The following is a 15697-nucleotide window of genomic DNA, read 5'->3' on the forward strand; positions in this document are numbered from 1 at the left end:
GCTCCCCCTGCCGCCCGAAGAGGCTGAGGAACTCCACCGGCCCCTCCCCCGTCGACCCGAACCAGTGGGGCACACGCGTGTCGAACTCGGCGGCCTCCCCCGCGCCGAGTACGACGTCGTGCTCGCCGAGCACCAGACGCAGCCGCCCGGAGAGCACGTACAGCCATTCGTAGCCCTCGTGCGTCCGCGGTTCCGGCTCCAGTTTCCGCTGCGGTTCGAGCACCTTGTAGGCCTGGAGGCCGCCGGGCTGGCGGGTGAGCGGCCAGTGCGTACGGCCGTGCATGACGATGGGCTTCGCCGCGCGGATGCGGGGGTCGCCCACCTGCGGGGCCCCGACGAGTTCGTCGAGAGGCACCTGGTGGGCACGGGCGATGGGCAGCAGGAGCTCCAGGCTGGGTTTGCGCAGTCCGGACTCCAGACGGGACAGCGTGCTCACGGAGATTCCGGTGGCGGAGGACAGACCCGCCAGAGTGGCACCCCGCTCCTTGCGGATGCGGCGCAGCCGCGGTCCGACTTCCGCGAGGACGCCGTCGGTGTCCGTATCCACACCGGTCTCCGCACTGGTTTCCGCGCCGGTCTCCTTGTGCCCCTTGTGTTTGTCGCTCTCGCTCATCTCCTCATTGCAGTTTCGGCAAAGATGTTTGTCAATACGGCAGGAGATGAGCGACCTTCTCAGTGGAGGTGGTCACCATGACCGAGAGGTACGAAGTGGTCGTCGTCGGAGGCGGCACGGCCGGACTGTCCGCCGCGCTCGTCCTGGGACGCGCACGGCGGAGTGTGCTCGTGATCGACACGGGCGAGCCGCGCAACGCACCAGCCGCCCACATGCAGGGCTATCTGTCGCGGGACGGCATGTCGCCGATGGAGTTCCTCGCCGTGGGACGGGAGGAGATCGCGCGCTACGGCGTCGAACTCGTCCGGGACCGGGCGGTGGACGTGGCCAAGGACACGGACGGGGAGTTCGACGTGACGCTCGAAGGCGGGCGCACGGTGCACGGGCGCCGGCTGGTCGTCGCCACCGGCCTCGCGGACGAACTGCCGAAGGTGCCGGGTGTCGCCGAGCGGTTCGGGCGGGACGTGCTGCACTGCCCGTACTGCCACGGCTGGGAGGTACGGGACCAGGCCTTCGGCGTGCTCGCCACGACCCCGATGGCCGTCCACCAGGCGCTGATGGTCTCCCAGTGGTCGAAGGACGTGACCCTCTTCCTGCACACGGTCGGCGAGGAGGAACTCGCGGACGAGGATCTGCGCAGGCTCGCCGCGGCCGGGGTCGACGTGGTGCCCGGCGAGGTCGCCGGACTGGTCGTCGACGACGACCGGCTCACCGGAATCCGGCTCGCGGACGGCACGACGCACGAGCGCTCGGTCCTGTTCGTCGCACCCCGAGCGATCCCGCGCACCGGTCTCCTGGAGCGGCTCGGCGCCGAACTGCAGGAGACACCGTTCGGCACGTACGCCGTGGTCGACCCGACGGGTCTGACCAGCGTCCCCGGCGTCTGGGCGGCGGGCAACGCGATCGGCTTCGGCGAGCAGGTGGTGAACGCGGCGAGCGGCGGCTACCGCGCGGGAGCCACGATCAACGGCGAACTGCTCTTCACGGACCTCGACGCGGCCGTGCGGGCGTAGCCGGGGCCCCGGCTACGCCTGCTTCACGGGCGCGGGCGCAATCGCAGGCTCAGGCGCGGGCTCAGGCCCGAGCCGTAGCCACGCGGAGTGCGGAGTGGAGTCGCCGCGCGGACGTGCGGGCGGCGGCATGGACCCGGCCGCGCGGCCGTGGGCCCGGAACCGTGAAACCACGGCCCTGAGCCGCGGCCCACAGTCGCGCGGGGCCCTGACCGTAGCCATGCGGAGTGGAGTCGCCATGCGGCCGTGCGGGCGGCGCCGCGGGCCCGAGGCCGTGAGCCCCGAGCCCTGGTCCACAGCCCGAAGACCCCGCTGTGCGGGTGTCCCCCGTGCGGGCGCGGATCGGGCGCCTCCGTTGCACCATGGCTGCATGCTGCTGCACCGGCTCGCCCGTGTGTCCCAGGAGGTCGCCGCCACCTCGGCGCGGTCCCGGAAGACGGCTCTGCTCGCGGAGCTGTTCCGGGACGCCGAGGCGGACGACGTGCCGATCGTCATCCCGTATCTTGCGGGCCGCCTTCCCCAGGGGCGGCTCGGCATCGGCTGGAAGATCCTCGGCACGCCGGTTCCGCCCGCCGCGGAACCCACCCTGACCGTGCGGGAGGTGGACGCCCGCCTCACGGCCCTCGGCAAGGTCTCCGGCACCGGCTCCCAGGCGGAACGGGCGCGGCTGGTGGCCGAGTTGATGGGTGCGTCCACCGAACCCGAGCAGCGGTTCCTGCTCGGGCTGATCGGCGGCGAGGTCCGTCAGGGCGCCCTGGACGCCGTCGCCATGGAGGGCCTCGCCCAGGCGACGGGCGCGCCTTCTGCCGACGTACGGCGTGCGGTGATGCTGGCGGGTTCGCTGCAGACCGTGGCCGAGCGGCTGCTCGCCGACGGACCGGAGGCCCTCGCCGCGTTCCGGCTCACCGTCGGCCGTCCCGTCCAGCCGATGCTCGCGCACAGCGCCTCGTCGGTCGCCGAGGCGATCGACAAGCTCGGCGCCTGTGCGGTCGAGGAGAAGCTGGACGGCATCCGCGTCCAGGTCCACCGCGACGGCGACGACGTACGCCTCTACACCCGCACCCTGGACGACATCACGGACCGACTGCCCGAACTCACTTCTGCTGCACGGGAGTTGAAGGGCGAGCACTTCATCCTCGACGGTGAGGTCATCGCGTTCGACGAGGGCGGGCGCCCGCGGTCGTTCCAGGACATCGCCGGCCGCGTGGGCTCCCGCGTGGACGTCGCCACGGCCGCCGAGGCCGTCCCCGTCTCCCCCGTCTTCTTCGACGCGCTCTCCGTGGACGGCCGCGACCTGCTCGACCTGCCGTTCGCCGACCGCCACACGGAACTGGCCCGTCTGGTCCCCGAGCCGATGCGCGTACGGCGCACCCTCGTGGCCGATCCGGCGGACGAGCGGGCACGGGCGGCTGCCGAACAGTTCCTCGCCGACACGCTGAAGCGGGGCCACGAGGGCGTCGTACTCAAGGCCCTCGACGCCCCCTACAGCGCGGGCCGGCGCGGTGCCTCCTGGCTGAAGGTCAAGCCCGTACACACCCTGGACCTGGTCGTGCTGGCCGCCGAGTGGGGTCACGGGCGGCGCACCGGCAAGCTCTCCAACCTGCATCTGGGCGCCCGCAATCCGGACGGCTCCTTCGCCATGCTGGGCAAGACCTTCAAGGGTCTGACGGACGTGATGCTGGCCTGGCAGACCGAGCGGCTCCAGGAACTCGCCGTCGAGGACAACGGCTGGGTCGTGACCGTCCGTCCCGAACTCGTCGTCGAGATCGCGTACGACGGTCTGCAGCGCTCCACGCGCTACCCGGCGGGCGTGACCCTCCGCTTCGCCCGGGTCGTGCGCTACCGCGAGGACAAGACTCCGGACCAGGCCGACACCGTGGAAACCCTGCTCGCCGCCCACCCGGAGGTCACCCCGTGACCGCCCCCGTGAAACGCAGCGCGGGCCTGCTCCTCTTCCGCCGCACCGACCAAGGCATCGAGGTACTCCTGGGCTACATGGGCGGCCCCTTCTTCGCCCGTCGCGACGCCGGCGCGTGGACCGTACCCAAGGGCGAGTACGAGCCGGACGAAGCCGCCTGGGACGCGGCACGCCGAGAGTTCCAGGAGGAACTGGGCCTCCCGCCTCCCGACGGCGACCCCATCCCCCTCGGCGAGGTCACCCAGACGAACCGCAAGGTCGTCACGGTCTGGGCCATCGAGGCGGACCTGGACGTGACGATGATGGTCCCCGGCACCTTCACGATGGAATGGCCGCGGGGCTCGGGCCGGGTCCAGGAGTTCCCGGAACTGGACAGAGCGGAATGGCTGGATCTGGACCGAGCACGGGCTCTGCTGGTCAAGGCCCAGACGACGTTCCTGGACCGCCTCGCAGAACAGACGAGCTGAGGAGACGCGCCCCTTCTTTTAGGGGCGCGGGGAACTGCGCGACCAGCCACGGCGCACCCGCACGTCGAACACCGCCCCCGGGACGCCACGCATGCCGGGTCCCCGCACGGGTACGCGGCCCGTCCGCGTTGCGCCCCGTCCCGCGGAGCGAGATTGTCGAAGTCACAGCCCGTACCAGGAGGTCAAAGCCATGCCCATCGCAACGGTGAACCCGGCGAACGGCGAAACGCTCAAGACCTATGACGCCCTGAGCGCCGAGGAGATCGAACACCGCCTCGCGACCGCAGAGGCGGCGTTCCACACCCACCGCACAACCTCATTCGCCGAGCGCGCACAGCTACTGCACCGGGCCGCCGACCTCCTGGAAGGCGACGCGCAGGACATCGCGCGCGTGATGACGACGGAGATGGGCAAGCCGGTCAAACAGGCTCGCGCCGAGGCCGCCAAGTGCGCGAAGGCGATGCACTGGTACGCCGACCACGCCGAGAAGCTCCTCGCCGACGAGGAGGGCGACACGGCCGACGCGCAGGACTCCGGCGCCTCCCGCGTCCTCGTGCGTTACCGCCCGCTCGGCCCGGTCCTGGCGGTCATGCCGTGGAACTTCCCGCTCTGGCAGGTGATCCGCTTCGCCGCGCCCGCGCTGATGGCGGGCAACGTCGGCCTGCTCAAGCACGCCTCGAACGTCCCGCAGACCGCCCTCTACCTGGAGGACCTGTTCCGCCGGGCGGGCTACCCGGAGGGCTGTTTCCAGACACTGCTCATCGGCTCGGGCGCGGTCGAGGACGTCCTGCGCGACCCGCGGGTCAAGGCGGCCACCCTGACGGGCAGCGAACCGGCGGGCCGCGCGGTCGCCTCCGTCGCCGGGGACGAGGTCAAGAAGACGGTCCTGGAGCTCGGCGGCAGCGACCCGTACGTGGTGATGCCGTCGGCGGACGTCGAACGGGCGGCGCAGGTCGCGGTGACGGCCCGGGTGCAGAACAACGGACAGTCGTGCATCGCCGCCAAGCGGTTCATCGTGCACACGGACGTCTTCGACGCCTTCGCCGAGCGCTTCACGGCGGGCATGAAGGCCCTGACGGTGGGCGACCCCCTGGACGAGAACACGGACGTCGGCCCCCTCTCCACCGAACAGGGCCGCGGCGACCTGGAGGAGCTCGTCGACGACGCCGTCGAGAGCGGCGCGACCGTCCTGTGCGGCGGCGAGCGCCCCGACGGGTCCGGCTGGTACTACCCGCCGACCGTCCTCACCGACATCACCCCCGAGATGCGCATCCACCTTGAGGAGGCCTTCGGACCGGTGGCCACGCTCTACCGCGCCGCCGATCTCGACGAGGCCGTGGCGATCGCCAACGACACGCCGTTCGGGTTGAGTTCCAACGTCTGGACCCGCGACGAGGCCGAGATCGACCGTTTCGTACGTGATCTGGAGGCGGGTGGCGTGTACGTCAACGGGATGACGGCGTCCCACCCGGCGTTCCCGTTCGGCGGGGTGAAGAGGTCCGGCTACGGGCGTGAGCTGTCGGGACACGGAATCCGAGAGTTCTGCAACATCACCACCGTATGGCACGGAGCGTGAGCGTTCCGGAGCTACGATCCCCACTGTGAACCGCGAAGTGACCCTGCCTCTGATCGTCGACGACCGCGGTACCTTGCAGGTTTCCGCGGCCGACGTGAGCAAGCTCCTGCGAACGATGGGTGGTCGGTGGCTGCATCTGGTGGAGGCGGGGCAGGACGGGCTCGACGAGGACACCGTCGCCGCCCTCACGATCGAGCTCGCGAAGCTCGCCGACCGTATTGACGTGGCATGCATCGCGCACAGCAGTGGTAGTGCCTCCGGCTGAGGGCGCCGCTTCCCAGGTCGTCCGGACGCTGCGGGTTGTTTGTGGCCGGGCGCGCAGTTCCCCGCGCCCCTTACGGGGCGCGCCTCAGTGGGCCCTTTGATCCAGTTCCCATAGCGCGTGCCAGAACATGGCCTCGTAGCTCGCCAGCAGGCGGCCGTAGTGGTGGGCCTCGTTCTCGTCCAGTCGTCCGGCGTCGAGCCCTGCCTGCACGGCCGACAAGGCCCGCTGGTCCAGTTCGGGTGACGGTTCGGCGAAGAAGTCGAAGAAGCCACAAGAGGCATCGTCGAAGCCGTAGTGGTCGCGCAGGGACTCGGCGATCGTGGCGCAATAGCCGCCCCAGGCCGCGAAGTTGGCGCTGAGGGCGAGGACCACCTCGGCCGGTGAGCCGTTCAGGGCCAGCCAGGCGACGTACGCGGGGTAGGCCTGGCAGTCGGCGAGGGGCTCGTACGCCGCTTCCCGTGCCGGGTCCACGCCGCAGGCCGCCACGTACGCCCCGAGCCGGTCCTGGGCCAGCGTCTCGCCCTCCGCGAGCATGCCGAAGAAGGCCGCGCACTCGGGCCCGGCGGCCGTCCCCTCCGCGGCCGACCGTTCGGCCAGGTGGAGGAAGGCGCGGCGGTCCGCGGCGATGACATGGCGCTGTTCGAGGGCGAGGGCCGCGAGCGTGTCGCGGCGGGCCGCGCCCCGGGCGATCAGCGGGAGGAGGCGGTTGGCGTGGGGGTCGGGGGCGAGCTTTCCGGTGGTGCTCTCCAGCAGTTCCCTGGCCGTCCGCGTCATCGCGTACTCCTTCGGTTCGGCTGACTCGCTGGCCCTGCGACCAGAGTGCCACGCCGACCCCGGGGTCCCCGATCTGGAGTAGTCCGGCGCGATATCCCGACCCTGCCGGGTGATCGTGGTGGGACCACCCTTCCGCCGAGGAGAGGGAGTTCCCGGCGGGCGAGAGAAGGCGCAGGCACATGGCGACTTTGTGCAGACCCGCGGTGTCCGTTCCGGAATACGTGATCACGATGGAGGAGACGCTGGAGCTGGCGCGCTCCCGCCACCCCGATCACCCCCAGCTGCCGCTCGCACTCCGGCTGATCGAGAACACCGGGGTACGCACCCGGCACATAGTGCGGCCCATCGAGGAAACCCTGAAGCACCCGGGCTTCGAGGAACGCAACAAGGCCTACGAGGCCGAGGCGAAGGCCCGTGTCCCGGCGGTCGTACAGCGGGCGCTCGACGACGCGGGGGTCCTGGCCGCCGACATCGACGTGATCATCTACGTCTCGTGCACGGGCTTCATGATGCCCTCGCTGACGGCCTGGCTGATCAACTCGATGGAGTTCTCCAGCGACACGCGCCAACTGCCGATAGCGCAGCTCGGTTGCGCCGCCGGGGGCGCGGCGATCAACCGGGCGCACGACTTCTGCACGGCCTATCCCGAGGCCAACGCCCTCATCGTGGCCTGCGAGTTCTGCTCGCTGTGCTACCAGCCGACCGACCTGGGCGTCGGCTCGCTGCTGTGCAACGGCCTCTTCGGGGACGGGATAGCCGCGGCCGTCGTCCGCGGACGCGGCGGCGAGGGCATCCGCCTGGAGCGCAACGGCTCGTACCTGATCCCGAAGACCGAGGACTGGATCATGTACGACGTCCGGGCCACCGGCTTCCACTTCCTGCTGGACAAGCGGGTGCCGACCACGATGGAGCCGCTCGCCCCCGCGCTGCAGGACCTGGCGGGCCTGCACGGCTGGGACGCCTCCGACCTGGACTTCTACATCATCCACGCCGGCGGTCCGCGGATCCTCGACGACCTCAGCACGTTCCTCCAAGTGGCACCGGAGGCCTTCCGGTTCAGCCGGGCGACGCTCACCGAGTACGGGAACATCGCCAGCGCCGTCGTCCTGGACGCGCTGCGCCGGCTGTTCGACGAGGGCGGCTCCCACCACCAGGCACGCGGACTTCTCGCCGGCTTCGGGCCGGGGATCACGGCCGAGATGGCACTGGGCCGCTGGCACCGTTCAGACGAAGAAACGGCATGACATGACCATGAGCGAAGAGACGACGGCGGCTCCCCCGGTACGGCACTGGCCGGCCCTGGACCTGACGGGGGTCGACTTCGACCCCGTCCTGTCCGAGCTGATGCGCGAGGGCCCCATCAACCGGATCCAGCTGCCCAACGGCGAGGGCTGGGCCTGGCTGGTCACGCGCTACGAGGACGTACGGCTGGTCACGAACGACCCGCGGTTCAGCCGCGCGGAGGTGATCGGCCGCGAAGTCACCCGGCTCGCACCGCACTTCATCCCGCAGCCGAGCGCGATGAACTTCGTCGACAAGCCCGACCACGGCCGTCTGCGAAGGGCGGTGAACACCGCGTTCACCACGCGCGGCATCGAGCGGCTGCGCGCCGGCGCCCAGAAGACGCTGGAGGGGATGGTGGACGAGATGCTGCGGGACGGACCTCCCGCCGACCTCATCGACCGTGTCCTGGCGCCGTTCCCGATCACCGTCATCTGCGAGCTCATGGGCGTCCCGGCCTCCGACCGGCACACGCTCCACACGTGGACGCAGGCGATCCTCTCCTCCTCCCAGGGAGCGAAGGTCAGCGAGCAGGCCAAGCGGGACATGGATGCGTACTTCGGCAAGCTGATCGCCGAGCGGCGCGGCGCGACCGGCGAGGACGTGACCTCACTGCTGGGCGCGGCGGTGGGCCGGGGCGACATCACCGAGGAGGAGGCGATGGCGCTCGCGGGCCCGATCCAGATCGGCGGCGAGGCCGTCACCAACAACACGGGCCAGATGCTCTACGTCCTCCTCACCCGGCCTGCCCTCTTCGACCGGCTGCGCGACGAACCGGAGCTGCGCCCGCAGGCGATCGACGAACTGCACCGGTACATCCCGCACCGCAACGCCGTCGGCCTGTCCCGCATCGCCACGGAGGACGTGGTGCTCAGGGGCGTACGGATCAGCAAGGGCGACCCGATCTACGTCTCCTACCTCGCCGCCAACCGCGACCCGGAGGTCTTCCCGGACCCCGACCGGATCGACTTCGAGCGCGGCTCCAACCCGCACCTGGCGTTCGGGAACGGCCCGCACTACTGCGTGGGCGGCATGCTGGCCCGCATGGAGCAGGAGCTGATCGTGAACACGCTCCTGGACCGGATCCCGACGCTGCGTCTGTCGGTCTCGGAGGACGAGGTGCCGTGGCGGCGCGGCGCGCTGATCCGCGGGCCCGAGGCCCTGCCCGTCACCTGGTGACCGCGCTCACGCCGCCGCCCGAAGGCCTGCTGGTCCCACCCGGTCACGGCCGTACGGTCCGCACCCCCGCCCAGCACGTGACGTTCAAGGTGACCGGCACGCACTCCCGGACGGCGTCCAGCTTCGAGGTCGTCGTCCCGCCGGGCTTCGACGTGGGCGCGCACGTCCACTCGCGCAGCGAGGAGCTGTTCTACGTGCTCGAGGGCGAGCTGGACGTGCTCGCCTTCGAGCCCCTCGTCCGCACACCCGACAACTGGCAGCGCTGGCAGTCCGGTTCGGGCAACCAGGTCGTACGGGCGACACCGGGCACGGTGATCGTCGTACCGCCCGGTTGCCCGCACGCGTTCGCCAATCCCACGGGAAATCCGGCCAAGATGTTCTTCCAGGCGTCCCCGCCACCGGATCACGAACGGTACTTCGAGGAGCTGCTGAAAATCTTGGACGCGGGCGGCCCACCGGACCACGAGGCAATCGAGGAGCTGCGTTCGAGGTACGACATCGAACAACTCACACCGTTGAAGCACCGGTGACCTGGGCGCGCCTTCTTCTTTTAGGGGCGCGGGGCTGTGTCAATCTGCGGCTCCGCCGCGTGGGCGCGACCAGCCACGACGTGCCCGCGGATCTCACAATTACCGAATCGGCATCCCCGAAAGAGTCCGAGCAATCACCAACCGCTGGATCTCACTCGTACCCTCGAAAATGGTGTAAATCGCAGCATCCCGATGCATCCGCTCGACCGGATACTCCCGGGTGTACCCGTTGCCGCCCAGAATCTGGATCGCCTGCCCGGTGACCTTCTTGGCCGTCTCGCTGGCGAAGAGCTTCGACATGGAGCCCTCGGCGGAGGTGAACTGCTTCCCGTTGACGGCCATCCAGGAGGCGCGCCACACGAGCAGCCGCGCCGCGTCGATGGACGTACGCATATCGGCCAGCTGGAAGGCCACACCCTGGTTGTCGATGATCGGGCGGCCGAACTGCGAACGCGTCTTGGCGTAGTCGAGGGCGACCTCGTACGCGGCCCGGGCGGTGCCGACCGCCATGGCACCGACGGCCGGGCGGGACGCCTCGAACGTGGCCATCGCCGCGTTCTTCAGCCGCTCGCCGCCGCCGGCCCTGGCCCGCTCACGTGCGCGGGCGAGGCGCTCGTCGAGCTTCTCCTTGCCGCCGAGCAGGCAGGAGCCGGGGACGCGTACGTCCTCCAGGACGACCTCGGCGGTGTGCGAGGCGCGGATGCCGTGCTTCTTGAACTTCTGACCCTGGGACAGACCGGGCGTGTTCGGCGGGATGATGAAGGACGCGTGGCCCTTGGATCCCAGCTCGGAGTCGATCACCGCGACGACGACATGGACGTTGGCGATGCCGCCGTTGGTCGCCCAGGTCTTCGTGCCGTTGAGCACCCACTCGTCCTTGGCCTCGTCGTACACGGCACGCGTACGCATCGAGGCGACGTCGGACCCGGCGTCGGGCTCGGAGGAGCAGAAGGCGGCGACCTTGACATCGTTGGCATCGCCGTACATCTGGGGGATCCAGGTGCCGATCTGCTCCTCGGTGCCGTTGGCGAGGACGCCGACGGCGGCGAGGCCGGTGCCGACTATGGAGAGGGCTATGCCCGCGTCGCCCCAGAACAGCTCCTCCATGGCCATGGGTATGCCGAGGCCGGTGGGGTCGAAGTACTGCTGGGCGTAGAAGTCCAGGGAGTAGATGCCGACCTTCGCGGCCTCCTGGATGACCGGCCAGGGAGTCTCCTCGCGCTCGTCCCATTCGGCGGCGGCGGGGCGGATGACGTCAGCGGCGAACCCGTGGATCCAGTCCCGGACCTCCCTCTGTTCGTCGTTGAGCTCCATGGTGAACTCGGCCATGTCCCCTCCAGCGCTGCACTCATGTGTTACTTGCGGTAACCGTAGCCTGTTACCGGTGGGTAGGAAAAGTCAACTCCCCGTTCCCGCTCGGCAGCCCGTTCGAGGCAGAATTGTCTGCGGGTGTTACGTTGCGCAGGCGTCACCGAATAAGCACGGGTGGGGAGAGCACATGGACACCACACAGCGGACCGATCAACAGAGGTCCGCCGACCGCCGACGGCGCGAGCTGTTGGAGGCCGCCGACCGGGTGGTGCTCCGCGACGGCCCCAGTGCGTCGATGAACGCCATCGCGGCGGAGGCGGGCATCACCAAGCCGATTCTGTACCGCCACTTCGGCGACAAGAGTGGACTGTACGCGGCTCTCGCCAAGAGGCACACGGACGCCCTCCTCGGAGCGCTGCGCGCCGCCCTGGACGCACCGGCCGAGCGCCGCGAACGCGTGGAGGCCACGCTCGACACGTACCTCGCGGCGATCGAGGCACGCCCGCAGGTGTACCGCTTCCTGATGCATCCGTCGGAGGGCGGCCCGCAGAGCGACCAGGGCTTCGACACCGGGCAGCATTCCGCTCCCCTGCTGCGCCGCATGGGCGAGGAGCTCGCCGAGGTCATCGAGGAGCGCGTCGACCTCGGCCCGGACAGCCAGCAGCTCGCCCGCGTCTGGGGCCACGGGATCGTCGGCATGATGCACGCGGCAGGCGACTGGTGGCTCGGCGAACGCCCTTGCGCCCGCGCCGAGTTGGTCCGGGCCCTGGCCGACCTCCTGTGGGGCCGCCTGGCGGCTGCGGGCGACAAGCTGGGTGGGCCGGCCTTCTAGCGTTCCGCGCGCCCCTGAAAGGTTGCGCAGTTCCCCGCGCCCCTCGAAGGGGCGCGGCCGGCCCTCACCGTCCCCAAGAGGCCCTGCCCGCCTGCCACATCACCCTGCGGCGGCGCCAGCCACGGACCCGATCCACGTACAGCCCGCCGTCGAGGTGGTCGCACTCGTGCTGGAGGCACCGGGCGAACCAGCCGGTGCCATGGATCCGCACGGGTTCGCCGTCCACGGTGAACCCCTCCACCACGGCGTGGTCGTACCGCTCGGTCCCCGCCTCCAGCCCCGGCAACGACAGGCACCCCTCGGGTCCCCGCAGCACCAGCCCGTCCGCCTCGACGAGCCGCGGGTTCACCACGTGCCCCACATGCCGCCGCTCCTCGTCGTCGGGGCAGTCGTATACGAAGGCCCGCAACGATTCTCCGACCTGATTCGCGGCAAGACCGACACCCTGCGCCGCGTACATCGTCGAGAACATGTTCTCGACCAGCCGCGCCAGTTGTGGCCCGAACTCCGTGACTTCTTCACACCGTGTGTGCAACACGGGGTCGCCGAGCAAAGACAGAGGAAGAACGCGCCCTCGGGCGCCCGGGATCGAGCCGTGTCGCATGGCGGCAAGGGTACGGTCCTCAATGTCGCGCGGGTGCCGCGGAGGTGCCGCGATTCGGGCCGGTGAGTGGATCTCGATAGGCTGAGGGCCACACGTTGCCGGGAGCAGGGCGCGGCGCCGTACGCAAGGAGGATCGGGAACTGATGGCAGGCAACTCGGACCCGCTGTCGCCGCGGGCCAAGCTGGCCGTGACGGCGGGCAAGGCGGTCGCAGCGGCGTCACGCGCCGCAGGCCGTGGCAGCGGATCGGTGATCGGCGGCCGGGTGGCACTCAAACTCGACCCCGACCTCCTGGCCAGTCTGGCCCAGCACCTGGACGTCATCCTGGTGTCGGCCACGAACGGCAAGACCACCACGACGCGCCTGATCGCGGAGGCACTGCGCGCGGCGGGCCCCGTCGTCTCGAACGCACTCGGGGCGAACATGCCCGCCGGCATCACGTCCGCGCTGGCCGGCGGCTCGGAATCGCGGTACGCGGTCATCGAGGTGGACGAGAAGTACCTCTCCGGTGTGGCGCGGGACACGGATCCCAAGTGCATCGCCCTGCTCAACCTCTCCCGCGACCAGCTCGACCGCGCGGCCGAGACCCGCATGATGGCCGAGCACTGGCGTGAGGGCCTGGCGGGCTCCAAGGCCGTCGTCGTGGCCAACGCGGACGACCCGCTGGTCGTGTGGGCCGCGTCCTCCTCACCGAACGTGGTGTGGGTCGCCGCCGGTCAGATGTGGAAGGACGACGCCTGGTCCTGCCCGTCCTGCGGCGGTGTGATGCAGCGCCCCGGCGACGACTGGTTCTGCGGCGACTGCGGTTTCCGCCGTCCCACGCCGAGTTGGGCACTCTCCGGCGACCACGTCCTCGACCCGCACGGTTCGGCCTGGCCGATCCACCTCCAGCTGCCGGGCCGCGCCAACAAGGCGAACGCAGCCTCGTCGGCCGCCGTCGCCGCCGTCTTCGGCGTGCCTCCGCAGGTCGCCCTGGAACGCATGTACCAGGTACAGGCGGTGGCCGGCCGCTACGACGTCGTCCAGTTCATGCAGCGCGACCTGCGCCTGCTGCTCGCCAAGAACCCGGCGGGCTGGCTGGAGACGTTCTCGCTGATCGACCCGCCGCCGACCCCGGTGATCCTCTCCGTGAACGCGCGCGGCGCCGACGGCACCGACACCTCCTGGCTGTGGGACGTCGACTACACGCAGCTGACCGGCCACCCGATCTTCGTGCTCGGCGACCGGAAGCTGGACCTGGCCGTCCGTCTTGAGGTCGCGGGCCAGCAGTTCCAGGTCTGCGAGAACCTCGACCAGGCCGTGCAGATGGCACCGCCCGGACGCATCGAGGTCGTCGCGAACTACACCGCTTTCCAGGACCTGCGGCGTCGTGTCGGCAACTGAACCCCGGAGGACCAAGAGAATGAGTGACAACAGCCTGCGGCTGGTGTGGATCTACCCGGACCTGCTGAGCACGTACGGCGACCAGGGCAACGCCCTCGTCGTCGAGCGCCGGGCCCGGCAGCGCGGTCTGGACGTGGCCCGTCTCGACGTACGCAGCGACCAGCCGATCCCCACCTCCGGTGACATCTACCTCATCGGTGGCGGCGAGGACCGGCCGCAGCGGCTCGCGGCCGAGCGGCTGCGCCGCGACGGCGGTCTGCACCGCGCGGTCGGCAACGGCGCGATCGTCTTCTCGGTCTGCGCCGGCTACCAGATCCTCGGCCACGAGTTCATCAACGACCTCGGTCAGCGCGAGCCGGGCCTTGGTCTGCTCGACGTGCACTCCACCCGCGGCGAGGGCGAGCGGTGCGTCGGTGACGTGCTGGGCGACATCGACGCGCGGCTGGGTCTGCCTCCGCTCACCGGCTTCGAGAACCACCAGGGCATCACGCACCTCGGCCCCACGGCCCGCCCGTTCGCGAACGTGCGGCTCGGCAAGGGCAACGGCACGGGCGACGGCACGGAGGGCGCGTACAACGACACGGTCTTCGGCACGTACATGCACGGGCCCGTACTCGCCCGCAACCCGCTGATCGCGGACCTGCTGCTGAAGCTGGCCCTCGACGTCAACGCGCTGCCGCCGATCGACGACCGCTGGTACGAGGCGCTGCGCTCGGAGCGCATCGCGGCTGCTCAGCAGCCCGCCTGACCTCACGGTCGGGGCCCGTCTGGCGGGGCGTCCGCTCACCTGTGCGGGGACGTCCAGCAGGCGGACGCACGATGCGGACCCGCCCCCTGCCGCCGGTAGGGTGGCGGCGTCCCGCCGGACAGCGTGGTCCGGTTCCCGGCCCACGTTGAGAAGGTATTTCGGGCTATGCGCATTGGTGTCCTCACGTCCGGCGGCGACTGCCCCGGCCTGAACGCCGTCATCCGGTCCGTCGTACACCGTGCCGTCGTCGACCACGGCGACGAGGTCATCGGCTTCCGCGACGGCTGGAAAGGCCTCCTGGAGTGCGACTACCTCAAGCTCGACCTCGACGCGGTGAGCGGCATCCTGGCTCGCGGCGGCACCATCCTCGGCTCCTCCCGTGTCCAGCCGGCGCATCTGCGTGACGGTGTGGAGCGGGCCAAGGGGCATGTCGAGGAGCTCGGGCTCGACGCGATCATCCCGATCGGCGGCGAGGGCACGCTCAAGGCGGCCCGTCTCCTGTCCGACGGCGGCCTGCCGATCGTCGGTGTGCCGAAGACCATCGACAACGACATCGCGGTCACGGACGTCACCTTCGGCTTCGACACGGCCGTCGGCGTCGCGACCGAGGCTCTGGACCGGCTGAAGACCACCGCCGAGTCCCACCAGCGCGTCCTGATCGTCGAGGTCATGGGCCGCCACACCGGCTGGATCGCCCTGCACTCGGGCATGGCCGCGGGTGCGCACGCCATCGTCGTGCCTGAACGGCCCTTCGACATCGAGGAGTTGGCCGCGAAGGTCGGCGAGCGGTTCTCGGCCGGGAAGAGGTTCGCGATCGTCGTCGCGGCGGAGGGTGCGAAGCCTCGCGAGGGCACGATGACCTACGACGAGGGCCGCAAGGACGTCTACGGGCACGAGCGCTTCGCGGGCATCGCCCGGCAGCTCTCCATCGAGCTGGAGGAGCGCCTCGGCAAGGAGGCCCGTCCGGTGATCCTCGGGCATGTGCAGCGCGGAGGTACGCCCACCGCGTACGACCGGGTGCTCGCGACCCGGTTCGGGTGGCATGCGGTGGAGGCCGTTCACCGGGGAGAGTTCGGGAAGATGACGGCTCTTCGCGGGACCGACATCGTGATGGTGTCCCTGGGGGAGGCCGTGGAGACGCTGAAGACGGTTCCGGACGAGCGGTACGCCGAGGCGGAGTGCGTTCTCTGACCACTGCTGAAAGAAC

Annotated in this window: 16 protein-coding genes; 12 read left to right on the forward strand and 4 right to left on the reverse strand. The window is 70.4% G+C overall.

From position 1 onward, the window contains the following. Window positions 1-613 (reverse strand): helix-turn-helix domain-containing protein (locus tag AOK17_RS37420; RefSeq protein WP_245697618.1); only part of this gene is annotated, 613 nt, incomplete at its 3' end. A 77-nt stretch (window positions 614-690) separates the two neighbouring features. Here AOK17_RS37420 and AOK17_RS37425 point away from each other — a divergent pair. The 5 genes from AOK17_RS37425 (at window position 691) to AOK17_RS37445 (ending at window position 5849) form a co-directional block, all read left to right on the forward strand. After that, window positions 691-1626 (forward strand): NAD(P)/FAD-dependent oxidoreductase, encoded by a 936-nt coding sequence (locus tag AOK17_RS37425; protein ID WP_055617094.1) that lies wholly within the window; start codon window positions 691-693, stop codon window positions 1624-1626. A 367-nt stretch (window positions 1627-1993) separates the two neighbouring features. Further along, window positions 1994-3541 carry an ATP-dependent DNA ligase gene (locus tag AOK17_RS37430; protein WP_055617062.1) on the forward strand — a complete coding sequence of 516 codons (1548 nt, stop codon included), beginning with the start codon at window positions 1994-1996 and terminating at the stop codon, window positions 3539-3541. After that, on the forward strand, window positions 3538-4008 hold the full coding sequence (locus AOK17_RS37435) for an NUDIX hydrolase (RefSeq protein ID WP_055617063.1): 471 nt from the start codon (window positions 3538-3540) through the stop codon (window positions 4006-4008). Before AOK17_RS37430 ends, AOK17_RS37435 begins: the two co-directional genes overlap by 4 nt. Before the next feature lie 190 nt (window positions 4009-4198). Further along, window positions 4199-5584, forward strand: coding sequence for an NADP-dependent succinic semialdehyde dehydrogenase (locus AOK17_RS37440; RefSeq protein WP_055617064.1), 1386 nt, complete (start codon window positions 4199-4201; stop codon window positions 5582-5584). 25 nt (window positions 5585-5609) lie between these two features. After that, complete coding sequence (locus AOK17_RS37445) at window positions 5610-5849, forward strand: DUF6213 family protein (RefSeq protein WP_055617065.1); 240 nt, start codon at window positions 5610-5612, stop codon at window positions 5847-5849. An 84-nt stretch (window positions 5850-5933) separates the two neighbouring features. Here the strand turns inward: AOK17_RS37445 and AOK17_RS37450 are convergent, their stop codons facing one another. Beyond that, window positions 5934-6623 carry a TenA family protein gene (locus AOK17_RS37450; RefSeq protein ID WP_055617066.1) on the reverse strand — a complete coding sequence of 230 codons (690 nt, stop codon included), beginning with the start codon at window positions 6621-6623 and terminating at the stop codon, window positions 5934-5936. 179 nt (window positions 6624-6802) lie between these two features. Here AOK17_RS37450 and AOK17_RS37455 point away from each other — a divergent pair, with 179 nt between their 5' ends. The 3 genes from AOK17_RS37455 to AOK17_RS37465 are packed head-to-tail and all read left to right on the forward strand — an operon-like array spanning window position 6803 to window position 9613. Further along, on the forward strand, window positions 6803-7867 hold the full coding sequence (locus AOK17_RS37455) for a type III polyketide synthase (RefSeq protein ID WP_055617067.1): 1065 nt from the start codon (window positions 6803-6805) through the stop codon (window positions 7865-7867). 7 nt (window positions 7868-7874) lie between these two features. Next, window positions 7875-9083, forward strand: a complete 1209-nt coding sequence (locus tag AOK17_RS37460) for a cytochrome P450 (protein WP_107102599.1) — start codon at window positions 7875-7877, stop codon at window positions 9081-9083. After that, window positions 9080-9613, forward strand: a complete 534-nt coding sequence (locus AOK17_RS37465) for a cupin domain-containing protein (protein WP_055617095.1) — start codon at window positions 9080-9082, stop codon at window positions 9611-9613. Before AOK17_RS37460 ends, AOK17_RS37465 begins: the two co-directional genes overlap by 4 nt. A gap of 99 nt (window positions 9614-9712) precedes the next feature. On the opposite strand, the gene AOK17_RS37470 is transcribed toward AOK17_RS37465, so the two are convergent. Continuing rightward, complete coding sequence (locus AOK17_RS37470) at window positions 9713-10942, reverse strand: acyl-CoA dehydrogenase family protein (RefSeq protein ID WP_055617069.1); 1230 nt, start codon at window positions 10940-10942, stop codon at window positions 9713-9715. Between the two features lie 169 nt (window positions 10943-11111). On the opposite strand from AOK17_RS37470, the gene AOK17_RS37475 reads away from it, so the two are divergent. Next, window positions 11112-11756, forward strand: coding sequence for a TetR/AcrR family transcriptional regulator (locus AOK17_RS37475; RefSeq protein ID WP_055617070.1), 645 nt, complete (start codon window positions 11112-11114; stop codon window positions 11754-11756). 64 nt (window positions 11757-11820) lie between these two features. Here AOK17_RS37475 and def read toward each other — a convergent pair whose 3' ends face one another. Next, window positions 11821-12360 carry a peptide deformylase gene (def, locus tag AOK17_RS37480; RefSeq protein ID WP_055617071.1) on the reverse strand — a complete coding sequence of 180 codons (540 nt, stop codon included), beginning with the start codon at window positions 12358-12360 and terminating at the stop codon, window positions 11821-11823. A 143-nt stretch (window positions 12361-12503) separates the two neighbouring features. Here def and AOK17_RS37485 point away from each other — a divergent pair, with 143 nt between their 5' ends. The 3 genes from AOK17_RS37485 (at window position 12504) to AOK17_RS37495 (ending at window position 15681) form a co-directional block, all read left to right on the forward strand. Beyond that, window positions 12504-13742: a MurT ligase domain-containing protein gene (locus AOK17_RS37485; RefSeq protein WP_055617072.1), complete on the forward strand. Its 1239-nt coding sequence runs from the start codon at window positions 12504-12506 to the stop codon at window positions 13740-13742. A gap of 19 nt (window positions 13743-13761) precedes the next feature. Beyond that, a complete protein-coding gene (locus AOK17_RS37490; protein ID WP_055617073.1) occupies window positions 13762-14490 on the forward strand; it encodes a type 1 glutamine amidotransferase in 729 nt (242 codons plus the stop codon). A gap of 165 nt (window positions 14491-14655) precedes the next feature. Further along, window positions 14656-15681, forward strand: coding sequence for a 6-phosphofructokinase (locus tag AOK17_RS37495; RefSeq protein ID WP_055617074.1), 1026 nt, complete (start codon window positions 14656-14658; stop codon window positions 15679-15681). Window positions 15682-15697 lie beyond the last annotated feature (16 nt).

This window comes from Streptomyces phaeochromogenes, assembly GCF_001418655.1.
GTDB classification, from domain to species: domain Bacteria; phylum Actinomycetota; class Actinomycetes; order Streptomycetales; family Streptomycetaceae; genus Streptomyces; species Streptomyces phaeochromogenes.